This is a genomic window from Streptomyces cyaneofuscatus (assembly GCF_033109485.1).
In the GTDB taxonomy this organism is placed as follows: Bacteria; Actinomycetota; Actinomycetes; order Streptomycetales; family Streptomycetaceae; genus Streptomyces; species Streptomyces cyaneofuscatus.
Genome location: NZ_CP137002.1, coordinates 6,452,354 through 6,470,109, shown reverse-complemented (window position 1 = coordinate 6,470,109; position 17,756 = coordinate 6,452,354). Strand labels below are relative to the sequence as shown.

Here is a 17,756-nt window from a genome sequence, read left to right as displayed (position 1 = left end):
GATGTGCGCCGGACGGCTGGAGATGCCGCTAGGCGGCGCGACGCCCCCGCGTAGGCGCGCCGGAGCGTCCGCCACCGGAACGCGCCGCGCCGGAACGCGCCGCACCGCCCGAACGACCCGCGCCACCCCCCTGCGCACCGCCCCCGGCGCCACCCGCACCCGCGCCGGAACCGGACCCGCGCCGTCCCCGCCCCCGGCTCCCGGAGCGCACCGTGCCCCCGCCGGAGCCGGCCGAGCCAGAACCCGAACCGCCCGACCGGGTCCGCTGCTTCGGCGGAGTCGGCTGCGGGACCTCGATCACGATCGCGACGCCCGACGGCTCACGCGCCCCCGTGATCCGGGACAGCTCCTCGTCGCTGGAGGTGACCCGCGTGGTGCGCGGCGCGATGCCCGCGTCCTGCATCAGGCGGGTCATCTCCCGCTTCTCCTCGGGCAGCACCAGCGTGACGACGCTGCCGGACTCCCCGGCGCGGGCCGTACGGCCGCCCCGGTGGAGGTAGTCCTTGTGGTCGGTCGGCGGGTCCACGTTGACGACGAGGTCGAGGTCGTCGACGTGGATGCCACGGGCCGCCACGTTCGTCGCGACGAGCGCGGTGACCTGGCCGTTCTTGAACTGGTCCAGGGTCCGGTTCCGCTGCGGCTGGGAGCGCCCGCCGTGCAGGGCGGCAGCCCGTACACCGCTGGCGAGCAGCCGCTTGGCGAACCGGTCGGCGGCACGCTTGGTGTCCACGAACATGATCACGCGGCCGTCCCGGGCGGCGATCTTCGTGGCGACGGCCTTCTTGTCCGTCTCGTCCAGCACGTGGAGCACATGGTGCTCCATCGTGGTGACCGCACCGGCCGACGGGTCGACGGAGTGGACGACCGGGTCGGTGAGGAACATCTTGACGAGGCGGTCGATGTTCTTGTCCAGGGTCGCGGAGAACAGCATGCGCTGCCCGTCCGCCTCGACCTGCTTGAGCAGGGCGACGACCTGCGGCATGAAGCCCATGTCGGCCATCTGGTCGGCCTCGTCGAGGACGGTGATGGCGACCTCGTCCAGCCGGCAGTCGCCGCGCTCGATGAGGTCCTTCAGCCGGCCCGGGGTGGCGACGAGCACTTCGGCGCCGCGCCGCAGGGTGGCGGACTGCTTGGTGATCGACATGCCGCCGACGACGGTGGCCATCCGCAGGTTCACGGCGGTCGCGTACGGGGTCAGCGCGTCGGTGACCTGCTGGGCCAGCTCACGGGTGGGCACGAGGACCATGGCCAGCGGGGCGCGCGGCTCGCTGCGGCGCCCGGCGGTGCGGGCGAGCAGGGCCAGGCCGAAGGCGAGGGTCTTGCCGGAGCCGGTGCGGCCACGGCCGAGGATGTCCCGGCCGGCCAGCGAGTTCGGCAGGGTCGCGCCCTGGATCGGGAACGGCTCGGTGACGCCCTGCGCGGCGAGGGTCTTCTGCAACGCGGCGGGCATCTCGAGGTCCGCGAAGGCCTCGACGGAGGGCAGTGCGGGGGTCACCGTCTCCGGCAGGGTGAACTCTGCGGGCGGCGCGGCGGCGGACTTGCGGCGGGCCGGAGCCTTGGAGCGGCCGGCGGAGCCGCCACGGGGATTGGACGCCCCCTGCGCGGTCGCGCCCTGGCCGCGGCCACGGGCCGGGCGGGAGCGGGGGGTGCGGTCCTGGCGTTCGAAGCGAGTCATACGGAATTGCCCTCCTGGGGGATTCCTGGGCAACTACGGATTCGGAGCACTGCCGATGTGCTTGTCCGACCGCTTGTCGTGCGCCCCCAGGATGCGCGCACAGAGCGGGTTGTTGCTCGGAGAAGCTCAAAAGCTCGGACAGCACAAACCGGGGCCCGCACCTTCACGGTGCGGGCCCCGGTCAGCGAGGTACGCGTCGCGGCAATTAGGCCGGGACGATGTTCTCCGCCTGCGGGCCCTTCTGGCCCTGCGTGACGTCGAAGGAGACCTTCTGGCCCTCCTGGAGCTCACGGAAGCCCGAGGTGGCGATGTTGGAGTAGTGGGCGAAGACGTCGGCGCCGCCGCCGTCCTGCTCGATGAAGCCGAAGCCCTTTTCCGAGTTGAACCACTTCACGGTGCCGGTGGCCATGTCATTCTCCTAAAACAGGTGCAGTGCCGAGAATCCGCACTTTACGGATTCCAAGTCGCCGCATTGAGCCCCATCCGGAGAAAGCCGGAAAACAATAAAGCGCCTGAGGAAGCATTCCCGTCAGGCGCACATAAAGTTCATGGGTACCAAAACTGCAACGGAGACACCGTAGCACGTCCTCCCTGCGCGTGGTGGATCACGCCACGCGCAGGGCCCGAGGACGCCGGGCGCTGGTCAGAGGCGCTCGACGATGGTGACGTTGGCCTGTCCGCCGCCCTCGCACATGGTCTGGAGCCCGTAGCGGCCCCCGGTGCGTTCCAGTTCGTGCAGGAGCGTGGTCATCAGCTTGGCGCCGGTCGCCCCGAGCGGGTGGCCGAGCGCGATCGCCCCGCCGTTGACGTTGACGCGTTCCGGGTCGGCGCCGGTCTCCTTCAGCCAGGCGAGGACGACCGGGGCGAAAGCCTCGTTGATCTCGACGAGGTCGATGGCGTCGATGGTGAGGCCGGTCTTCTTCAGGGCGTACGCGGTGGCCGGGATCGGTGCGGAGAGCATGCGGATCGGGTCCTCGCCCCGTACGGAGAGGTGGTGGATCCGGGCACGCGGGGTCAGGCCGTGTTCGGCGACGGCCCGCTCGGAGGCGATGAGCAGGGCGGCGGCCCCGTCGGAGACCTGCGAGGAACAGGCGGCGGTGATCGTGCCACCGGGCAGGACAGGGCTGAGGGCGGCCATCTTGGCCAGGGTGGTGTCGCGGCGCGGGCCTTCGTCCTCGGTGACGTCCCCGTACGCGACGGTCTCGCGGGCGAAGCGGCCCTCGTCGATGGCGCGGACGGCGCGGCGGTGGGAGGTGAGGGCGAACTCCTCCATGTCCTGGCGGCTGATGCCCCACTTCTCGGCGATGAGCTGGGCGCCGTGGAACTGGTTGACGGGCGCGTCACCGTACCGGGCCCGCCAGCCCTCGCTGCCCGCGTACGGGCCCTCGGTGAGGCCGAGGGGTTCGGCGGCCTGCCGGGAGGCGAAGGCGATGGGGACCTGGGTCATGTTCTGGGTGCCGCCCGCGACGACGAGGTCCTGGGTGCCGGAGAGGACGCCCTGGGCCGCGAAGTGGAGGGCCTGCTGCGAGGAGCCGCACTGCCGGTCGATGGTGACGCCCGGGACCTCTTCGGGGAGCCCGGCGGCCAGCCATGACGTACGGGCGATGTCCCCCGCCTGCGGTCCGACGGTGTCCAGGCAGCCGAAGACGACGTCCTCCACGGCCGCCGGGTCGACGCCGGAGCGGGCGATGAGCTCGCGCAGCACGTGCGCGCCGAGGTCGGCGGGGTGGACGGACCCGAGACCTCCCTTGCGCCGTCCGACGGGTGTCCGTACCGCTTCGACGATGTAGGCCTCGGTCATGGCTGCTGCTCCTCGGTCGTCAGGAGGTGGCTAGGTGCGCAGGGCGATCCCGTCCAGCACCATCGACAGGTACTGGCGGGCGATCTCTTCGGGGCTGTGGTGTCCGCCGGGCCGGTACCAGGAGGCCGCGACCCACACGGTGTCGCGGACGAAGCGGTAGGTGAGGCGGATGTCCAGGTCGTCACGGAAGGTGCCTTCGGCGACACCGCGTTCCAGGGTGGAGAGCCAGACCTTCTCGAACTTCGCCTGCGAGTCGGTGAGGTAGGCGAAGCGCGGCTGGGTGGCGAGGTGCTTGGACTCCTTCTGGTAGATCGCGACGGCGGGGCGGTGCCGGTCGATCTCCCGGAAGGACTCGGTGACCAGTGCCTCGATGGTCTCGCGGGGGCCGAGTCCGGCCGCCAGGACGGCGTCGTACCCCTGCCAGAGCTCGTCGAGGAAGGTGGAGAGGATCTCGTCGATCATCGATTCCTTGGAATCGAAGTGGTAGTAGAGGCTGCCGGCGAGCATCCCCGCCTCGTCCGCGATGCGGCGGACGGTGGTGGCGTTGTATCCCTGGGCGGCGAAGACCTCGGCGGCGGTGGCGAGGAGTTCGCGGCGCCGTTCGGGGGTGGGGGTCACCTGGGGCTTCTTCTTGGTAGGCACCGGTCCATTGTCCGCCCGCGGCCTGGGTGTTCACGCATGGTGGTCACGCGTGCTGACTGCTGACGGCGACGACCTCACCGGTCATGTACGAGGAGTAGCCGCTGGCCAGGAAGACGATCACGTTGGCGATCTCCCAGGGCTCGGCGTACCGGCCGAAGGCCTCCTTCTCCGTCAGCTCGGCGAGCAGCTCGGCGGAGGTGACCTTGGCCAGGTGGGGGTGCATGGCGAGGCTGGGGGCGACGGCGTTGACGCGTACGCCGTAGTCGGCGGCTTCGAGCGCGGCGCAGCGGGTGAGGGCCATGACGCCGGCCTTGGCGGCGGCGTAGTGGGCCTGGCCGCGCTGGGCGCGCCAGCCGACGACGGAGGCGTTGTTGACGATCACGCCTCCGGTGCCGGCGGCCTGGAGGGAGCGCAGGGCGGCGCGGGTGCAGCGGAAGGTGCCGTTCAGGGTGACGTCGAGGATCTTCGTCCACTGGTCGTCGGTCATCTCGGTGAGTTCGGCGGTGCCGCCGAGGCCCGCGTTGTTGACGACGATGTCGAGGCGGCCGTGGGCCTCTTCGGCGTGGGCGAAGAGGGCCTGCACCTGGTTCTCGTCGGTGACGTCGCAGGTCAGGGCGGTGACACGGTCGGGGCCGAACTCCTCGGCCAGGACGTGCGCGCTCTCCTTCAGCCGCCGGGCGTGCGCGTCGCTGATGACGACGCGCGCCCCCTCCTCCAGGAAGCGGCGGGCGCTGGCGCCGCCGATCCCGGCTCCGGCGGCGGCGGTGACGACGGCGGTGCGGCCGGCCAGCAGCCCGTGGCCCGGCAGGTAGTCCGGTGCGCTCATCGGCCCATCCCCCACTCCTCGACGGTGCGTGAGCCGTACGTTAACCTACCAAACACTTGTTAGGGAACGGCCTCGGCGACAGTGCCGACCTCACGGAAGGCAGGCCCCCATGGATCTCGCGCAGACAGCACGGACCGAGGCACTGCGGGCCGAGGCGCGGGAGTGGCTGCGCGCCCATGTGCCCGCCCGGCCGCTCCCCTCCCTGGAGACGGCGGAGGGGTTCGCCGCGCACCGGGAGTGGGAGGCGGAGCTGTACGGCGGCGGGTGGTCGGCCCTCTCCTGGCCCGAGGAGTACGGGGGCCGGGGCGCGGACCTCTTCGGGTGGCTGGCGTTCGAGGAGGAGTACTGGGCGGCGGGAGCCCCCGGCCGGGTCTCGCAGAACGGGATCAGCCTCCTCGCCCCGACCCTCTTCGACCACGGCACCGCCGAGCAGCGGGCCCGGGTGCTGCCCCCGATGGCGAGCGGCGAGGTGATCTGGGCGCAGGCCTGGTCGGAGCCGGAGGCCGGGTCCGACCTGGCGGCGCTGCGGTCGCGGGCGGTGCGGACGGAGGGCGGCTGGCTGCTGTCGGGGCAGAAGACATGGTCCTCGCGGGCGGCGTTCGCGGACCGGGCGTTCGGCATCTTCCGTACGGACCCGGGGGCGGAAAAGCCGCACCAGGGGCTCACATACCTGATGTTCGGGCTGCGGGACCCCGGGGTCACGGTCCGTCCCATCGGGCGGCTGGACGGGAAGCCCGCGTTCGCCGAGGTCTTCCTGGACGAGGTCTTCGTACCGGACGAGGACGTCATCGGGGAGCCCGGCCAGGGCTGGCACATCGCCATGTCGGCCACCGGCAACGAGCGCGGCCTCACCCTCCGCTCCCCCGGCCGATTCCTGGCCGCCGCCGACCGGCTGACGGAGTTGTGGCGGGAGGTGGGCGACCCGGCGGACACGGCGCTGCGGGACCGGGTGGCGGACGCGGCGATCGGGGCGCGGGCGTACCAGCTGTTCACGGCCGCCTCGGCGTCCCGGTTCGCGGCGGGGGCGGCGCTCGGGGCGGAGTCCAGCCTGAACAAGGTGTTCTGGTCGGAGTACGACATCGCGCTGCACGAGACCGCGCTCGACCTGCTCGGCCCGGACGCGGAGGCGGCGGACGGCCCGTGGGCCGAGGGGTACGTCTTCGCGCTGGCGGGGCCCGTCTACGCGGGGACGAACGAGATCCAGCGCGACATCATCGCCGAGCGGCTGCTGGGCCTGCCGAAGGGACGGCGCTGATGCGTTTCCTGCTGGACGACGAGCAGCGGGAGTTCGCCCGCTCGCTGGACGCGCTGCTGACGGCGGCGGATACGTCTGCGGTGGTACGGGGGTGGGCTGCGGGCCACCCCGGCCCGGGACTCACCCTCTGGCGGCGGCTCGCGGACGCGGGGGTGTTCGCGCTGGCGGTCCCGGAGGCGTACGGGGGTGTGGGCCCGCTCCCGGTGGAGACGGCCGTGGCGCTTATGGAGCTGGGCCGCCACGGGGTGCCGGGTCCGGTGGTGGAGAGCGTGGCGGCGGGGGTGCTGCTGGGCGGGCTGGGCGGGCCGGTCGCCAAGGAGTGGCTGCCGAGGGTCGCGTCCGGTACGGCGGTGGTGTCGCTGGTCCTGGAGGGGTACGGGCCGTACGCGCTGGACGCGGATGCGGCGGAGGCGGTGTTCACGGTGGCCGGGGACGAGCTGCGGCTGACGCGGGGCCCTGGAGAGCTCACGCCCTCCATGGACCCGGCGCGGCGGCTGTTCCGGCCCGGGGCGGGCGGCGAGGTGGTGGCGGCCGGGCCGAAGGTACGCGAGGCGGCCCGGGCGGCGGGCACCTGGGCCACCTTCGCCACGGCGGCCCAGGCGCTCGGCTGCGGGGAGGCGCTGCTGCGGGCGACGGTGGCGTACGTGAAGCAGCGCACCCAGTTCGGTGTGCCCGTCGGCTCCTTCCAGGCCGTCAAACACCGCCTCGCCGACACCCTGCTCGGCCTGGAGTTCGCCCGCCCGCTGCTGTACGGGGCGGCGGTGGAGCTGGCCGAGGGGTCGCCCGGGGCCGGGGCGGCGGTCGCGGCGGCGAAGGTGGCGGCGGGCGAGGCCGGGTACGCGGCGGCCCGCACCGCCCTGCAACTGCACGGCGCGGTGGGGTACACCGAGGAGCTGGACCTGGCGTGGTGGCTGCGCCGGGCCCGGCCGCTGCGGGACGCGTGGGGGACGCCGTCGGTGTGCCGGGCTCGGGTGCTGGAAGGGTGAACCCCTCAGGCCTCCGGCCTCCGCAGCACCGTCACTTCCGGCGTACCGTACGAAGCGGCTGCCCCGGCCGCCAGGACTGGATGACCAGCTCATCCCCGTCCAGCCCGACGCGGACCGCCTCCGTCAGCTCGGCCCGGAAGAGGTAGAACGGCTCCGGCGGGGTGGCGTCGTCGACGAAGCGGGCGAGGTACTCCGGGTCGGTGATCTCCACCGCCCGGCCGCTGACGCGGACATCGCCGTCGTTCATCTCGGCGTCGGGGCCCGGGTTGGCGTGGAGGGCGAAGCGGGGGTCGCGGCGCAGGTCCAGGGCCTTGCGCGAGTCCGGCATCATGCCGAGCAGCAGCTCATCGAAGCGGAAGTCGGCCTCCAGGCCGCTGACACGAGGCGAGCCGTCCGCGCGGAGGGTGGCGAGGACGTGGTGCTTGTAGAGCTGGAAGCGGCGGCGGACGGTGTCGGCGAAGACGGGCTCGGCGGCGGCGAAGCCACTCCAGGACAGCGGTGCGGAAGACGTCATGGGCGCCATCGAACACCCGATACCCGACATCTTCTGTCCGGTATCGCCGACCGTCTCCGGCCGCTCACACGTCCGAGAACGTGATGACCACCGCCTGGCCCATCGTCCGCAGCACCCCGGGCGATCCGCCCTCGGCGAGCACCGCGTCGTAGCGGTCGAGCCGGACGCCCGTCCCGTCGAGGACGGCCCCGTCGAGCACGGCCCCGTCGTCCAGGGAGAGGGCCAGCACCGCGCCGCCCGGCGGTGCCATCAGGCGTACGGTGCCGCAGACGACGGCGGTCTCCGCCCGCGTACGCCCCCTGCGGTACATGACGTTCAGGTTGACGACGGGTCCGGACAGCAGGAAGCCGTCGGTGGGCCGGTCGCCGGGGAAGTCGTGCGGCCACAGCGGCTCGTCGACGATGTGGTGCTCGCCGCCGACGACGAGGTCCATGCCCGCGCCTTCAACCACCGTCAGCGTGCGGTCGATGCCCGGGAAGACGGAGAACGGCCCGTCGGCGGTGACGTCGGCGAGGCTCACGCGCCAGTCGAACCCGTCGCCTCCCGCAGGCGCGGCCGCCACCTCACGGGTGAGCCCGCCACCGTTCTTCCAGGGGACGGGCGTGCGGTCGGCGGCGCGCAGGATCCTCGTGCTCATCGGACGATCCCCTGGGCCTCGGCGGCGGCCAGCCAGGACGGGAACTCCGCGACCAGCCGGTCGTACAGCTGGCTGTCCCGCACCTTCCGGGGGTCGAGCCCGGCGTGGAAGTACCCGGCGTTGTCGACGACCCGCTTGGCCGGGACCGCCAGCTCGTCGAGCTTGCGCAGGAAGTCGAACTGGGTGCTGCGGGTGTCGCCGAACCCGACGAACTGCCAGAACAACGGCAGCTTCGCGGCCTTGCAGAGGTAGCGCTCGGCGGCGAGTTTACTGATCGGCCCGCCGTCCGTCTGGAAGACGACGAGCGCGGGCGCGGTGGAGCCGCTGTCGAGGTAGTGGTCGATGACCGCGTCCATCGCCAGGTGGTAGCTGGTCTTCCCCATGTGCCCGAGGCCCGCCACGATCGCGTCGATCCGGCCGTGGTGGTTGTCGAGGGCGATGTCGGTGACCGCGTCGATGTCCGTGGAGAAGAAGACGACGGGCACCCGGCCGTCGTCGTCGAGGTTGGCCGAGAGCCCCAGCACCCGGTCGGCCAGCGCCTGGACGCTGCCGTCCTTGTAGTAGTCCCGCATGGAGCCGGAGTAGTCGAGGACGAGGTAGACGGCGGCCCGCCGGCCGTTCAGTCCGTGCTTCTCCAGCGAGACGCCGGCGCTCTTGTACAGGCTGACGAGGCCGGGAGCCGTCTCCCGTACCTTCTCCAGGCTGATGGCCGGGCCCGTGCCCGCGACCGTGTTCGTACCGTGCATCGACGGCCCCCGTTCCGCGCTCCGCGCACCTAGAGCCTAGGGGGTGTCTTGCCGATCAGGCCGGATCAGGGAGCGGGGTCTGGTGCCGTGCATCGCAAGGCGGAGGAGGGAGTCATGGCGGAGCCATGGCGAGTGACGACAACGCCGCGAGGTGCGGTGCCAGACCCCGCGAGCCCGGCATGATCGGCAAGACACCCCCTAGGGGGTGCCCCCGGCTCCTGACTCCCCCTCACCCGTTCGCTATCTTGATCGCCGCCGCCCACACCGGCAGCCCCGCAGCGCACTCCCAGTGAAGGAGCCGGTCATGGAGGCCGCCGCCACCACGTGTTACCGCCATCCGTCGTACGAGACGTATGTCCGCTGCACCCGCTGCGAGCGCACCGTCTGCCCGGACTGCATGCACGAGGCCTCGGTCGGCTACCACTGCCCGGAGTGCGTGAAGGAGGGGCAGCGCTCGGTGCGGCGGGCCCGGACCGTGTTCGGCGGTGCGGTGTCCGGGGCGACGGCGCCCGTGGTGACGTACGTCCTGATGGCGCTGAACATCCTGGCCTACCTCGGCGAGGTGGTCCGGCCCGAGATCGTGGACCGGTTCGCGGTGCTCGGCGCCGCGCTGACCGGGCCGGACGGGGAGCGGTACTACTACCGGGGCGAGACGTTCGCCGGGTACGAGCTGACGGGCATCGCGGACGGCGAGTGGTACCGGCTGGTGACCGGGGCCTTCCTGCATCTGCCGCCGGACGCCTCGTTCGGGGTGATGCACCTGCTGTTCAACATGTTCGCGCTGTGGAACATCGGGCGCGTGGTGGAGGGGCAGCTCGGCCGGGCCCGCTATCTGGCGCTGTACCTGCTGTCGGCGGTCGGCGGTTCCGTGGTGGTGTATCTGCTGGCCCCGGACACCTCCACCGTGGGTGCCTCCGGTGCGGTCTTCGGTCTTGCCGCCGCGTTCTGGGTGATCAACCGGCGGCTCGGCCGGGACATGGCGGCGGTGAACCGGTTCATGGCCGGGTTCCTGCTGTGGATGGTGCTCTCGGCCCTGTTCACCTCGTGGCAGGGGCACCTGGGCGGGCTGCTGACCGGGGCGCTGGTGACGTACGGGCTCGCCTACGCGCCGGCGAAGCTGCGGACCTGGCCGGTGCAGCTCGGCGGCGGGGTGGTGCTGCTGGGGCTGTTCGCGGTGGCGGTGGCGGTGAAGACCTCGGCGCTGACGGGCGGCTGACCGGCGACTGAGCCGCCCCGGGTCGGAACCGGCCCGGGGCGGAACCGGCCCCGGACGCGCCACGGCGCCCACTGAGTCCGGTCGGGGACAGGCGGGCGCCGCGTTCAGTTCCGTACGCCGTTGTACGGGACGATCAAAGGGGGCTCACCCCCGGGCCGTGTGGCCCAGGGGGAAACCCGGGTGGTGCTCAGACCAGCAGGGAGCGGTCCGTCGGGCGGATCGGGGCCGGCAGGGCGCTGGTCCCGGTCAGGAAGCGGTCCACACCGCGGGCGGCGGAGCGGCCCTCGGCGATCGCCCAGACGATCAGCGACTGGCCGCGGCCCGCGTCACCGGCGACGTAGACGCCGTCGACGTTGGTCGCGTAGTTCTCGTCGCGGGCGACGTTGCCGCGCGCGTCGAGCTCCAGGCCGAACTGCTGGACCAGACCGTTGGACTGGTCGGTTCCGGTGAAGCCCATGGCGAGGGTGACGAGCTGCGCGGGGATGCGCCGCTCCGTGCCGGGCTTCTGCTCCAGCTTACCGTCCTTGAACTCGACCTCGACCAGGTGGAGGGCCGCGACGTTGCCGTCCTCGTCGCCCTCGAAGTGGGTGGTGGAGACGGAGTAGACCCGCTCGCCGCCCTCCTCGTGCGCGGAGGTGACCTTGTAGAGCATCGGGAAGGTCGGCCACGGCTGGCCCGCGTTCCGGTCCTCGCCCGGCTTCGGCATGATCTCCAGCTGGGTGACGGAGGCCGCGCCCTGGCGGTGGGCGGTGCCGACGCAGTCGGCGCCGGTGTCGCCGCCGCCGATGACGACGACGTGCTTGCCGCCGGCGTGGATCGGGGCGACCGTCAGGTCACCCTCCTGCACCTTGTTGGCGAGTGGGAGGTACTCCATCGCGAAGTGGATGCCGCCCAGCTCACGGCCGGGGACGGGCAGGTCGCGGGAGACGGTGGCACCGGCCGCGATGACGACCGAGTCGTAGCGGCGGCGGAGCTTGGCGGCGTCGATGTCCTGGCCGATCTCCACCCCCGTGCGGAACTTGGTGCCTTCCAGGCGCATCTGCTCGATGCGGCGGTTGATGTGCGACTTCTCCATCTTGAACTCGGGGATGCCGTAGCGCAGCAGGCCCCCGATGCGGTCCGCGCGCTCGTAGACGACGACGGTGTGGCCGGCCCGGGTCAGCTGCTGGGCGGCGGCGAGTCCCGCCGGGCCCGAGCCGATGACCGCGACGGTCTTGCCGGAGAGGCGCTCGGGCGGCTGCGGGGTGACGTCGCCGCTGTCCCACGCCTTGTCGATGATGGAGACTTCGACGTTCTTGATGGTGACGGCCGGCTGGTTGATGCCGAGCACGCACGCCGACTCGCAGGGGGCCGGGCAGAGCCGCCCGGTGAACTCCGGGAAGTTGTTCGTGGCGTGCAGCCGCTCGGAGGCGGCGGTCCAGTCCCCGCGGTAGGCGTAGTCGTTCCACTCGGGGATGAGGTTTCCGAGCGGACAGCCGTTGTGGCAGAACGGGATGCCGCAGTCCATGCAGCGGCCGGCCTGCTTGCTGATGATCGGGAGCAGCGAGCCCGGAACGTAGACCTCGTTCCAGTCCTTGACGCGCTCGGCCACGGGGCGGGTCTGGGCGACCTCGCGTCCGGTGGTCAGGAAGCCCTTGGGGTCAGCCATTGGTCGCCGCCTCCATCATCTTCTCGGTGGTCTCCTGCTCGGAGAGACCGGCGAGCTCAGCGGCGTCCTTGGCGGCGAGCACTGCCTTGTACGTGGACGGGATGATCTTGCTGAAGCGGGTCACGGCGGTGTCCCACTCGGCGAGAAGCTTTTCTGCGACGGTGGAGCCGGTCTCCTCGTGGTGGCGGCGCACGACGTCGTGCAGCCACTGCCGGTCGGTGTCGGTGAGCTCCTCGATCGCGCCGAGGTTGCCCACGTTGACGTTGTCGCGGTCGAGGTCGATGACGTACGCGACGCCGCCCGACATACCGGCGGCGAAGTTGCGGCCGGTCTCGCCGAGGACGACGGCGTGGCCGCCGGTCATGTACTCGCAGCCGTGGTCGCCGACGCCTTCGGAGACGACGGTCGCGCCGGAGTTGCGGACGCAGAAGCGTTCGCCGGTGCGGCCGCGGAGGAAGAGTTCGCCGCCGGTGGCGCCGTAGCCGATGGTGTTGCCGGCGATGGTGGAGTACTCGGCGAGGTGGTCGGCGCCCCGGTCCGGGCGGACGATCACGCGGCCGCCGGAGAGGCCCTTGCCGACGTAGTCGTTGGCGTCGCCCTCCAGGCGCAGGGTGACCCCGCGCGGGAGGAAGGCGCCGAAGGACTGGCCGGCGGAGCCGGTGAAGGTGATGTCGATGGTGTTCTCGGGCAGGCCCGCACCGCCGAACTTCTTGGTCACCTCGTGGCCGAGCATGGTGCCGACCGTGCGGTTGATGTTGCGGATGGCGACCTGAGCCCGGACCGGCTGGGCGGCCTCGGGGCTGTCGGCGCCGAGCGCGTCGGCGGCCAGCTTGATGAGCTGGTTGTCGAGCGCCTTGGTCAGACCGTGGTCCTGCTCGACGATCCGGTGGCGGACCGCGCCTTCGGGCAGCTCCGGCACGTGGAAGAGCGGGGCGAGGTCGAGGCCCTGCGCCTTCCAGTGGGAGACGGCCCGGTCGGTGTCGAGCAGCTCGGCGTGGCCGACGGCCTCCTCGATGGAGCGGAAGCCCAGCTCGGCGAGGATCTCGCGGACCTCTTCGGCGATGAACTCGAAGAAGTTGACGACGTACTCGGCCTTGCCGGAGAACCGGTCGCGGAGCACCGGGTTCTGGGTGGCGATGCCGACCGGGCAGGTGTCCAGGTGGCAGACGCGCATCATGACGCAGCCGGAGACGACGAGCGGCGCAGTCGCGAAACCGAACTCCTCGGCGCCCAGCAGCGCGGCGATGACGACGTCACGGCCGGTCTTGAGCTGGCCGTCGGTCTGCACGACGATGCGGTCGCGCAGGCCGTTGAGCAGCAGCGTCTGCTGGGTCTCGGCGAGGCCGAGCTCCCAGGGGCCGCCCGCGTGCTTGAGCGAGGTGAGCGGGGAAGCGCCCGTTCCGCCGTCGTGGCCGGAGATGAGGACGACGTCCGCGTGGGCCTTGGAGACACCGGCGGCGACTGTGCCGACGCCGACCTCGGAGACCAGCTTCACGTGGATGCGGGCCACGGGGTTGGCGTTCTTGAGGTCGTGGATCAGCTGCGCGAGGTCTTCGATGGAGTAGATGTCGTGGTGCGGCGGCGGCGAGATGAGGCCGACGCCGGGCGTCGAGTGACGCGTCTTGGCGACCCACGGGTAGACCTTGTGGCCGGGCAGCTGGCCGCCCTCGCCGGGCTTGGCGCCCTGCGCCATCTTGATCTGGATGTCGTCCGCGTTGACCAGGTATTCGCTGGTCACACCGAAGCGGCCGGAGGCGACCTGCTTGATGGACGAGCGGCGCGCCGGGTCGTACAGGCGCTCCGGGTCCTCGCCGCCCTCGCCGGTGTTGGACTTGCCGCCGAGCTGGTTCATCGCGATGGCCAGCGTCTCGTGCGCCTCGCGGGAGATCGAGCCGTACGACATGGCGCCGGTGGAGAACCGCTTGACGATCTCGGAGGCGGGCTCGACCTCGTCGACGGAGATCGGGGCCCGGCCGGAGGTGAAGCCGAAAAGGCCGCGGAGCGTCATGAGGCGCTCGGACTGCTCGTTCACCCGGTCCGTGTACTGCTTGAAGATGTCGTAGCGCCGGTTGCGGGTGGCGTGCTGGAGGCGGAAGACCGTCTCCGGGTCGAACAGGTGCGGCTCACCCTCCCGACGCCACTGGTACTCGCCGCCGATCTCCAGCGCGCGGTGCGAGGCCGCGATGCCGGAGGCGGGGTACGCCTTGGTGTGCCGGGCGGCGACCTCCTTGGCGACGACATCCAGGCCGGCGCCGCCGATCTTGGTGGCGGTGCCGTTGAAGTACGTCCCGACGAACTCTTCGTCCAGGCCGACGGCCTCGAAGACCTGGGCGCCGCGGTAGGAGGCGACGGTGGAGATGCCCATCTTGGACATGACCTTGAGGACGCCCTTGCCGAGCGCGTAGATCAGGTTCCGGATGGCCTGCTCGACGTCGATGTTCTCGATGAACGTGCCGGCGCGGACCAGGTCCTCGACGGACTCCATCGCGAGGTACGGGTTGACCGCGGCGGCGCCGTAACCGATGAGCAGGGCGACGTGGTGGACCTCGCGGACGTCCCCGGCCTCGACCAGCAGCCCCACCTGGGTGCGCTGCTTGGTCCGGATGAGGTGGTGGTGGACGGCGGAGGTGAGCAGCAGCGAGGGGATCGGGGCGTGCTCGGCGTCGGAGTGCCGGTCGGAGAGGACGATGAGGCGGGCGCCGTCCTCGATGGCGGTGTCGACCTCGGTGCAGATCGCCTCCAGCCGGGCGGCGAGCGCGTCGCCGCCGCCGCTGACCCGGTAGAGACCGGCCAGCGTGGCGGCCTTCATACCCGGCATGTCGCCGTCGGCGTTGATGTGTATCAGCTTGGCGAGCTCGTCGTTGTCGATCACCGGGAACGGCAGCGTGACGCTGCGGGCCGCGGCGGCGGTCGGCTCCAGGATGTTGCCCTGGGGGCCGAGCGAGGAGCGCAGCGAGGTGACGAGCTCCTCGCGGATGGCGTCCAGCGGCGGGTTGGTGACCTGGGCGAAGAGCTGGGTGAAGTAGTCGAAGAGAAGCCGGGGGCGCTCGGAGAGCGCGGCGATCGGCGAGTCGGTGCCCATGGAGCCGAGCGGCTCACCGGCGGTGCGGGCCATCGGCGCGAGGATGACGCGCAGCTCTTCCTCGGTGTAGCCGAAGGTCTGCTGGCGGCGGGTGACCGAGGCGTGGGTGTGCACGATGTGCTCACGCTCGGGCAGGTCGCTCAGCTCGATCTCGCCGGTCTCCAGCCACTCCTGGTACGGCTGCTCGGCGGCGAGGGACGCCTTGATCTCGTCGTCCTCGATGATGCGGTGCTCGGCGGTGTCGACGAGGAACATCTTGCCGGGCTGGAGGCGGCCCTTGCGGACGACCTTCGCCGGGTCGATGTCCAGGACGCCGACCTCGGAGGAGAGCACGACGAGGCCCTCGTCGGTGACCCAGTAGCGGCCGGGGCGCAGACCGTTGCGGTCGAGGACCGCGCCGACCTGGACACCGTCGGTGAAGGTGACACAGGCCGGGCCGTCCCAGGGCTCCATCATCGCGGAGTGGTACTGGTAGAAGGCGCGCCGGGCCGGGTCCATCGAGTCGTGGTTCTCCCACGCCTCGGGGACCATCATCAGCACCGAGTGCGGCAGCGAGCGCCCGCCGAGGTGGAGCAGCTCCAGGACCTCGTCGAAGGAGGCCGAGTCGGAGGCGTCCGGGGTGCAGACGGGGAAGATCCGGTCGAGCTGCGCCTGCCCGAAGAGGGAGGAGGCGAGCTGGGACTCGCGGGCCTTCATCCAGTTGCGGTTGCCCTTGACCGTGTTGATCTCGCCGTTGTGCGCGACGAAGCGGTACGGGTGGGCCAGCGGCCAGCTCGGGAAGGTGTTGGTGGAGAAGCGGGAGTGGACCAGCGCGACCGTGGAGGCGAAGCGGCGGTCGGAGAGGTCCGGGAAGAACGGCTCCAGCTGCCCGGTGGTGAGCATGCCCTTGTAGACGATGGTGCGGGCGGAGAGCGAGGGGAAGTACACCCCGGCCTCACGCTCGGCACGCTTGCGCAGAACGAACGCCTTGCGGTCCAGGACGATGCCGGCGGACTCGCCGTCGGCGACGAAGACCTGGCGGAACTCGGGCATGGTGGCGCGGGCGCCGTTGCCGAGAAGTGCGGGGGTGACCGGGACGTCGCGCCAGCCGAGGACCGTGAGGCCCTCCTGCGTGGCGATCTCCTCGATCGTGCGGACGGCCTCGGTGGAGCCGTCGGCGGGCAGGAAGGCGATACCGACGGCGTACGAACCCGCCTCGGGAAGCTCAAAAGGGGTCTCGGCGCGCAGGAAGGCGTCGGGGACCTGGCACAGGATGCCGGCACCGTCGCCGGAGTCGGGCTCGGAGCCGGTGGCGCCGCGGTGTTCGAGGTTGCGCAGTACGGTCAGCGCCTGCTCGACCAGCTCATGGCTGGCCACACCGGTCAGAGTGGCCACGAACCCGACGCCACAGGCGTCGTGCTCGTTACGGGGGTCGTACATCCCCTGCTGGGCGGGGCGACCGTCCATGGGCGACCAGGCGTCGATACGCATCGGCTCTCCCGTCGTCGTCGTGGCATTTGCGGTGCCGAGGGACGACGTTGGCCCTCTGCGAAATTTCGTGCAGGTTACATGATGGGGCGCTTCTCAAGAAGCGGAAGGCTTGTTCCAACATACGGACACCGTGGTGACCGGAAGTGACTGCGTGACCAGAGGTGACCGGCTGACCAGGGGGTGGGTCGCTGTCGGAACGATCGGCGCCCGGGGGACCCGCAGAGAGCAGGCGTCGTTGCCTGCGGTGCCTACGGCTCATGCCCGGCGGCAAAGGAAACGAAACCACCGAGTAACGGCTACTTATGTGTAGCCCTGCATAGAGACTCATTTTACGGCCGCCGGGCCGCTCCCGCCCAGGGGGCGGTGCCAAGACGTACGTCACACGGGTTGCCGCACGGTTAAGCCGTTCGGGCGGGTTCGTTACGCCGTACGCCCCGGCTTACCATGCCCCCCTCGTCAGCCGACCGCCACACCGAACAGGGTGCCGAGTCCGTACGTCAGCGCCGCCGCCCCACCACCGAGGGCGAGCTGCCGCAGGCCGCTGAACCACCAGCTGCGAGCCGTCACCCGGGCCACCACCGCACCGCACCCGAAGAGGCCGAGCAGGGCCAGGGCCACCGAGGGCCACAGGGCGCTCGCCCCGAGCAGATACGGCAGGACCGGCAGCAGGGCCCCGAGCGCAAAGGCGCCGAAGGAGGAGACGGCGGCCACCAGCGGGGACGGCAGGTCGTTCGGGTCGATGCCCAGCTCCTCGCGGGCGTGGATCTCCAGCGCCTGTTCCGGGTCGCGCGAGAGCTGCCGGGCCACCTCGCCGGCCAGCGGGGCGTCCACGCCCCGGGCCACGTAGAGCGCGGCGAGCTCGGCCATCTCGTCCTTGGGGTGCTTACGGAGCTCCCGGCGCTCGACGGCCAGCTCGGCCTCCACCAGCTCACGCTGGGAGGCGACGGAGGTGTACTCACCGGCCGCCATGGAGAACGCCCCGGCGGCCAGCCCCGCGAGCCCCGTGATCACGATGGTCTGCTGGGAGACCGCACCGCCCGCGACACCGGTCATCAGGGCGAGGTTGGAGACCAGGCCGTCCATGGCGCCGAAGACGGCGGGGCGCAGCCAGCCGCCGTTCACATCCCGGTGGGTGTGGTTGTCCCGGTGCGCCTCGTGCAGGACGGCGTCGGTCTCGATGATGGCCACGGTCTGCGTCTCCCCTGCTCCCCCGGTGGGCTGTCACCCCCGCCGAGCGGTTATCTATATAACTTTCGAC

At 71.5% G+C, this 17,756-nt stretch carries 14 protein-coding genes; 3 read left to right on the top strand and 11 right to left on the bottom strand.

Annotated features, from left to right (window positions below):
- Positions 1 to 28 precede the first annotated feature (28 nt).
- The 5 genes from R2B67_RS28475 to R2B67_RS28455 all read right to left on the bottom strand — a co-directional run bounded on the left by R2B67_RS28475 (position 29) and on the right by R2B67_RS28455 (position 4,944).
- Positions 29 to 1,675 carry a DEAD/DEAH box helicase gene (locus R2B67_RS28475; RefSeq protein WP_317822048.1) on the bottom strand — a complete coding sequence of 549 codons (1,647 nt, stop codon included), beginning with the start codon at positions 1,673 to 1,675 and terminating at the stop codon, positions 29 to 31.
- A gap of 205 nt (positions 1,676 to 1,880) precedes the next feature.
- Entirely contained in the window at positions 1,881 to 2,084 is a 204-nt protein-coding gene (locus tag R2B67_RS28470) for a cold-shock protein (RefSeq protein ID WP_003969786.1), read from the bottom strand.
- Between the two features lie 234 nt (positions 2,085 to 2,318).
- Positions 2,319 to 3,476: an acetyl-CoA C-acetyltransferase gene (locus R2B67_RS28465; RefSeq protein WP_317822040.1), complete on the bottom strand. Its 1,158-nt coding sequence runs from the start codon at positions 3,474 to 3,476 to the stop codon at positions 2,319 to 2,321.
- Between the two features lie 30 nt (positions 3,477 to 3,506).
- Positions 3,507 to 4,118, bottom strand: a complete 612-nt coding sequence (locus R2B67_RS28460; RefSeq protein ID WP_026241493.1) for a TetR/AcrR family transcriptional regulator — start codon at positions 4,116 to 4,118, stop codon at positions 3,507 to 3,509.
- A 43-nt stretch (positions 4,119 to 4,161) separates the two neighbouring features.
- A complete protein-coding gene (locus R2B67_RS28455) occupies positions 4,162 to 4,944 on the bottom strand; it encodes an SDR family oxidoreductase (RefSeq protein ID WP_317822037.1) in 783 nt (260 codons plus the stop codon).
- Between the two features lie 109 nt (positions 4,945 to 5,053).
- On the opposite strand from R2B67_RS28455, the gene R2B67_RS28450 reads away from it, so the two are divergent.
- Both R2B67_RS28450 and R2B67_RS28445 read left to right on the top strand, forming a co-directional pair.
- Complete coding sequence (locus R2B67_RS28450) at positions 5,054 to 6,199, top strand: acyl-CoA dehydrogenase family protein (protein ID WP_317822035.1); 1,146 nt, start codon at positions 5,054 to 5,056, stop codon at positions 6,197 to 6,199.
- Positions 6,199 to 7,185 (top strand): acyl-CoA dehydrogenase family protein, encoded by a 987-nt coding sequence (locus tag R2B67_RS28445; protein ID WP_317822034.1) that lies wholly within the window; start codon positions 6,199 to 6,201, stop codon positions 7,183 to 7,185. The genes R2B67_RS28450 and R2B67_RS28445 overlap by 1 nt, the downstream gene beginning before the upstream one ends.
- A 31-nt stretch (positions 7,186 to 7,216) precedes the next feature.
- On the opposite strand, the gene R2B67_RS28440 is transcribed toward R2B67_RS28445, so the two are convergent.
- From R2B67_RS28440 to R2B67_RS28430, 3 genes are read right to left on the bottom strand one after another with little or no spacing between them, the layout of a single operon-like run.
- Positions 7,217 to 7,708, bottom strand: a complete 492-nt coding sequence (locus tag R2B67_RS28440; RefSeq protein ID WP_026241492.1) for a pyridoxamine 5'-phosphate oxidase family protein — start codon at positions 7,706 to 7,708, stop codon at positions 7,217 to 7,219.
- Positions 7,709 to 7,763: 55 nt separating this feature from the next.
- Entirely contained in the window at positions 7,764 to 8,336 is a 573-nt protein-coding gene (locus R2B67_RS28435; RefSeq protein WP_317822032.1) for a HutD/Ves family protein, read from the bottom strand.
- Complete coding sequence (locus R2B67_RS28430) at positions 8,333 to 9,082, bottom strand: vWA domain-containing protein (RefSeq protein WP_317822031.1); 750 nt, start codon at positions 9,080 to 9,082, stop codon at positions 8,333 to 8,335. Before R2B67_RS28430 ends, R2B67_RS28435 begins: the two co-directional genes overlap by 4 nt.
- Positions 9,083 to 9,386: 304 nt before the next feature.
- Between R2B67_RS28430 and R2B67_RS28425 the strand changes: the two genes are divergently transcribed.
- Positions 9,387 to 10,298: a rhomboid family intramembrane serine protease gene (locus R2B67_RS28425; protein WP_109977310.1), complete on the top strand. Its 912-nt coding sequence runs from the start codon at positions 9,387 to 9,389 to the stop codon at positions 10,296 to 10,298.
- A gap of 187 nt (positions 10,299 to 10,485) precedes the next feature.
- Here R2B67_RS28425 and R2B67_RS28420 read toward each other — a convergent pair whose 3' ends face one another.
- The 3 genes from R2B67_RS28420 to R2B67_RS28410 all read right to left on the bottom strand — a co-directional run bounded on the left by R2B67_RS28420 (position 10,486) and on the right by R2B67_RS28410 (position 17,686).
- Positions 10,486 to 11,946 (bottom strand): glutamate synthase subunit beta, encoded by a 1,461-nt coding sequence (locus R2B67_RS28420; protein ID WP_161264456.1) that lies wholly within the window; start codon positions 11,944 to 11,946, stop codon positions 10,486 to 10,488.
- Positions 11,939 to 16,498, bottom strand: a complete 4,560-nt coding sequence (gltB, locus tag R2B67_RS28415) for a glutamate synthase large subunit (RefSeq protein WP_317822027.1) — start codon at positions 16,496 to 16,498, stop codon at positions 11,939 to 11,941. The genes R2B67_RS28420 and gltB overlap by 8 nt, the downstream gene beginning before the upstream one ends.
- A 456-nt stretch (positions 16,499 to 16,954) precedes the next feature.
- Positions 16,955 to 17,686: a VIT1/CCC1 transporter family protein gene (locus R2B67_RS28410; RefSeq protein ID WP_018512057.1), complete on the bottom strand. Its 732-nt coding sequence runs from the start codon at positions 17,684 to 17,686 to the stop codon at positions 16,955 to 16,957.
- Between the last annotated feature and the right edge of the window lie 70 nt (positions 17,687 to 17,756).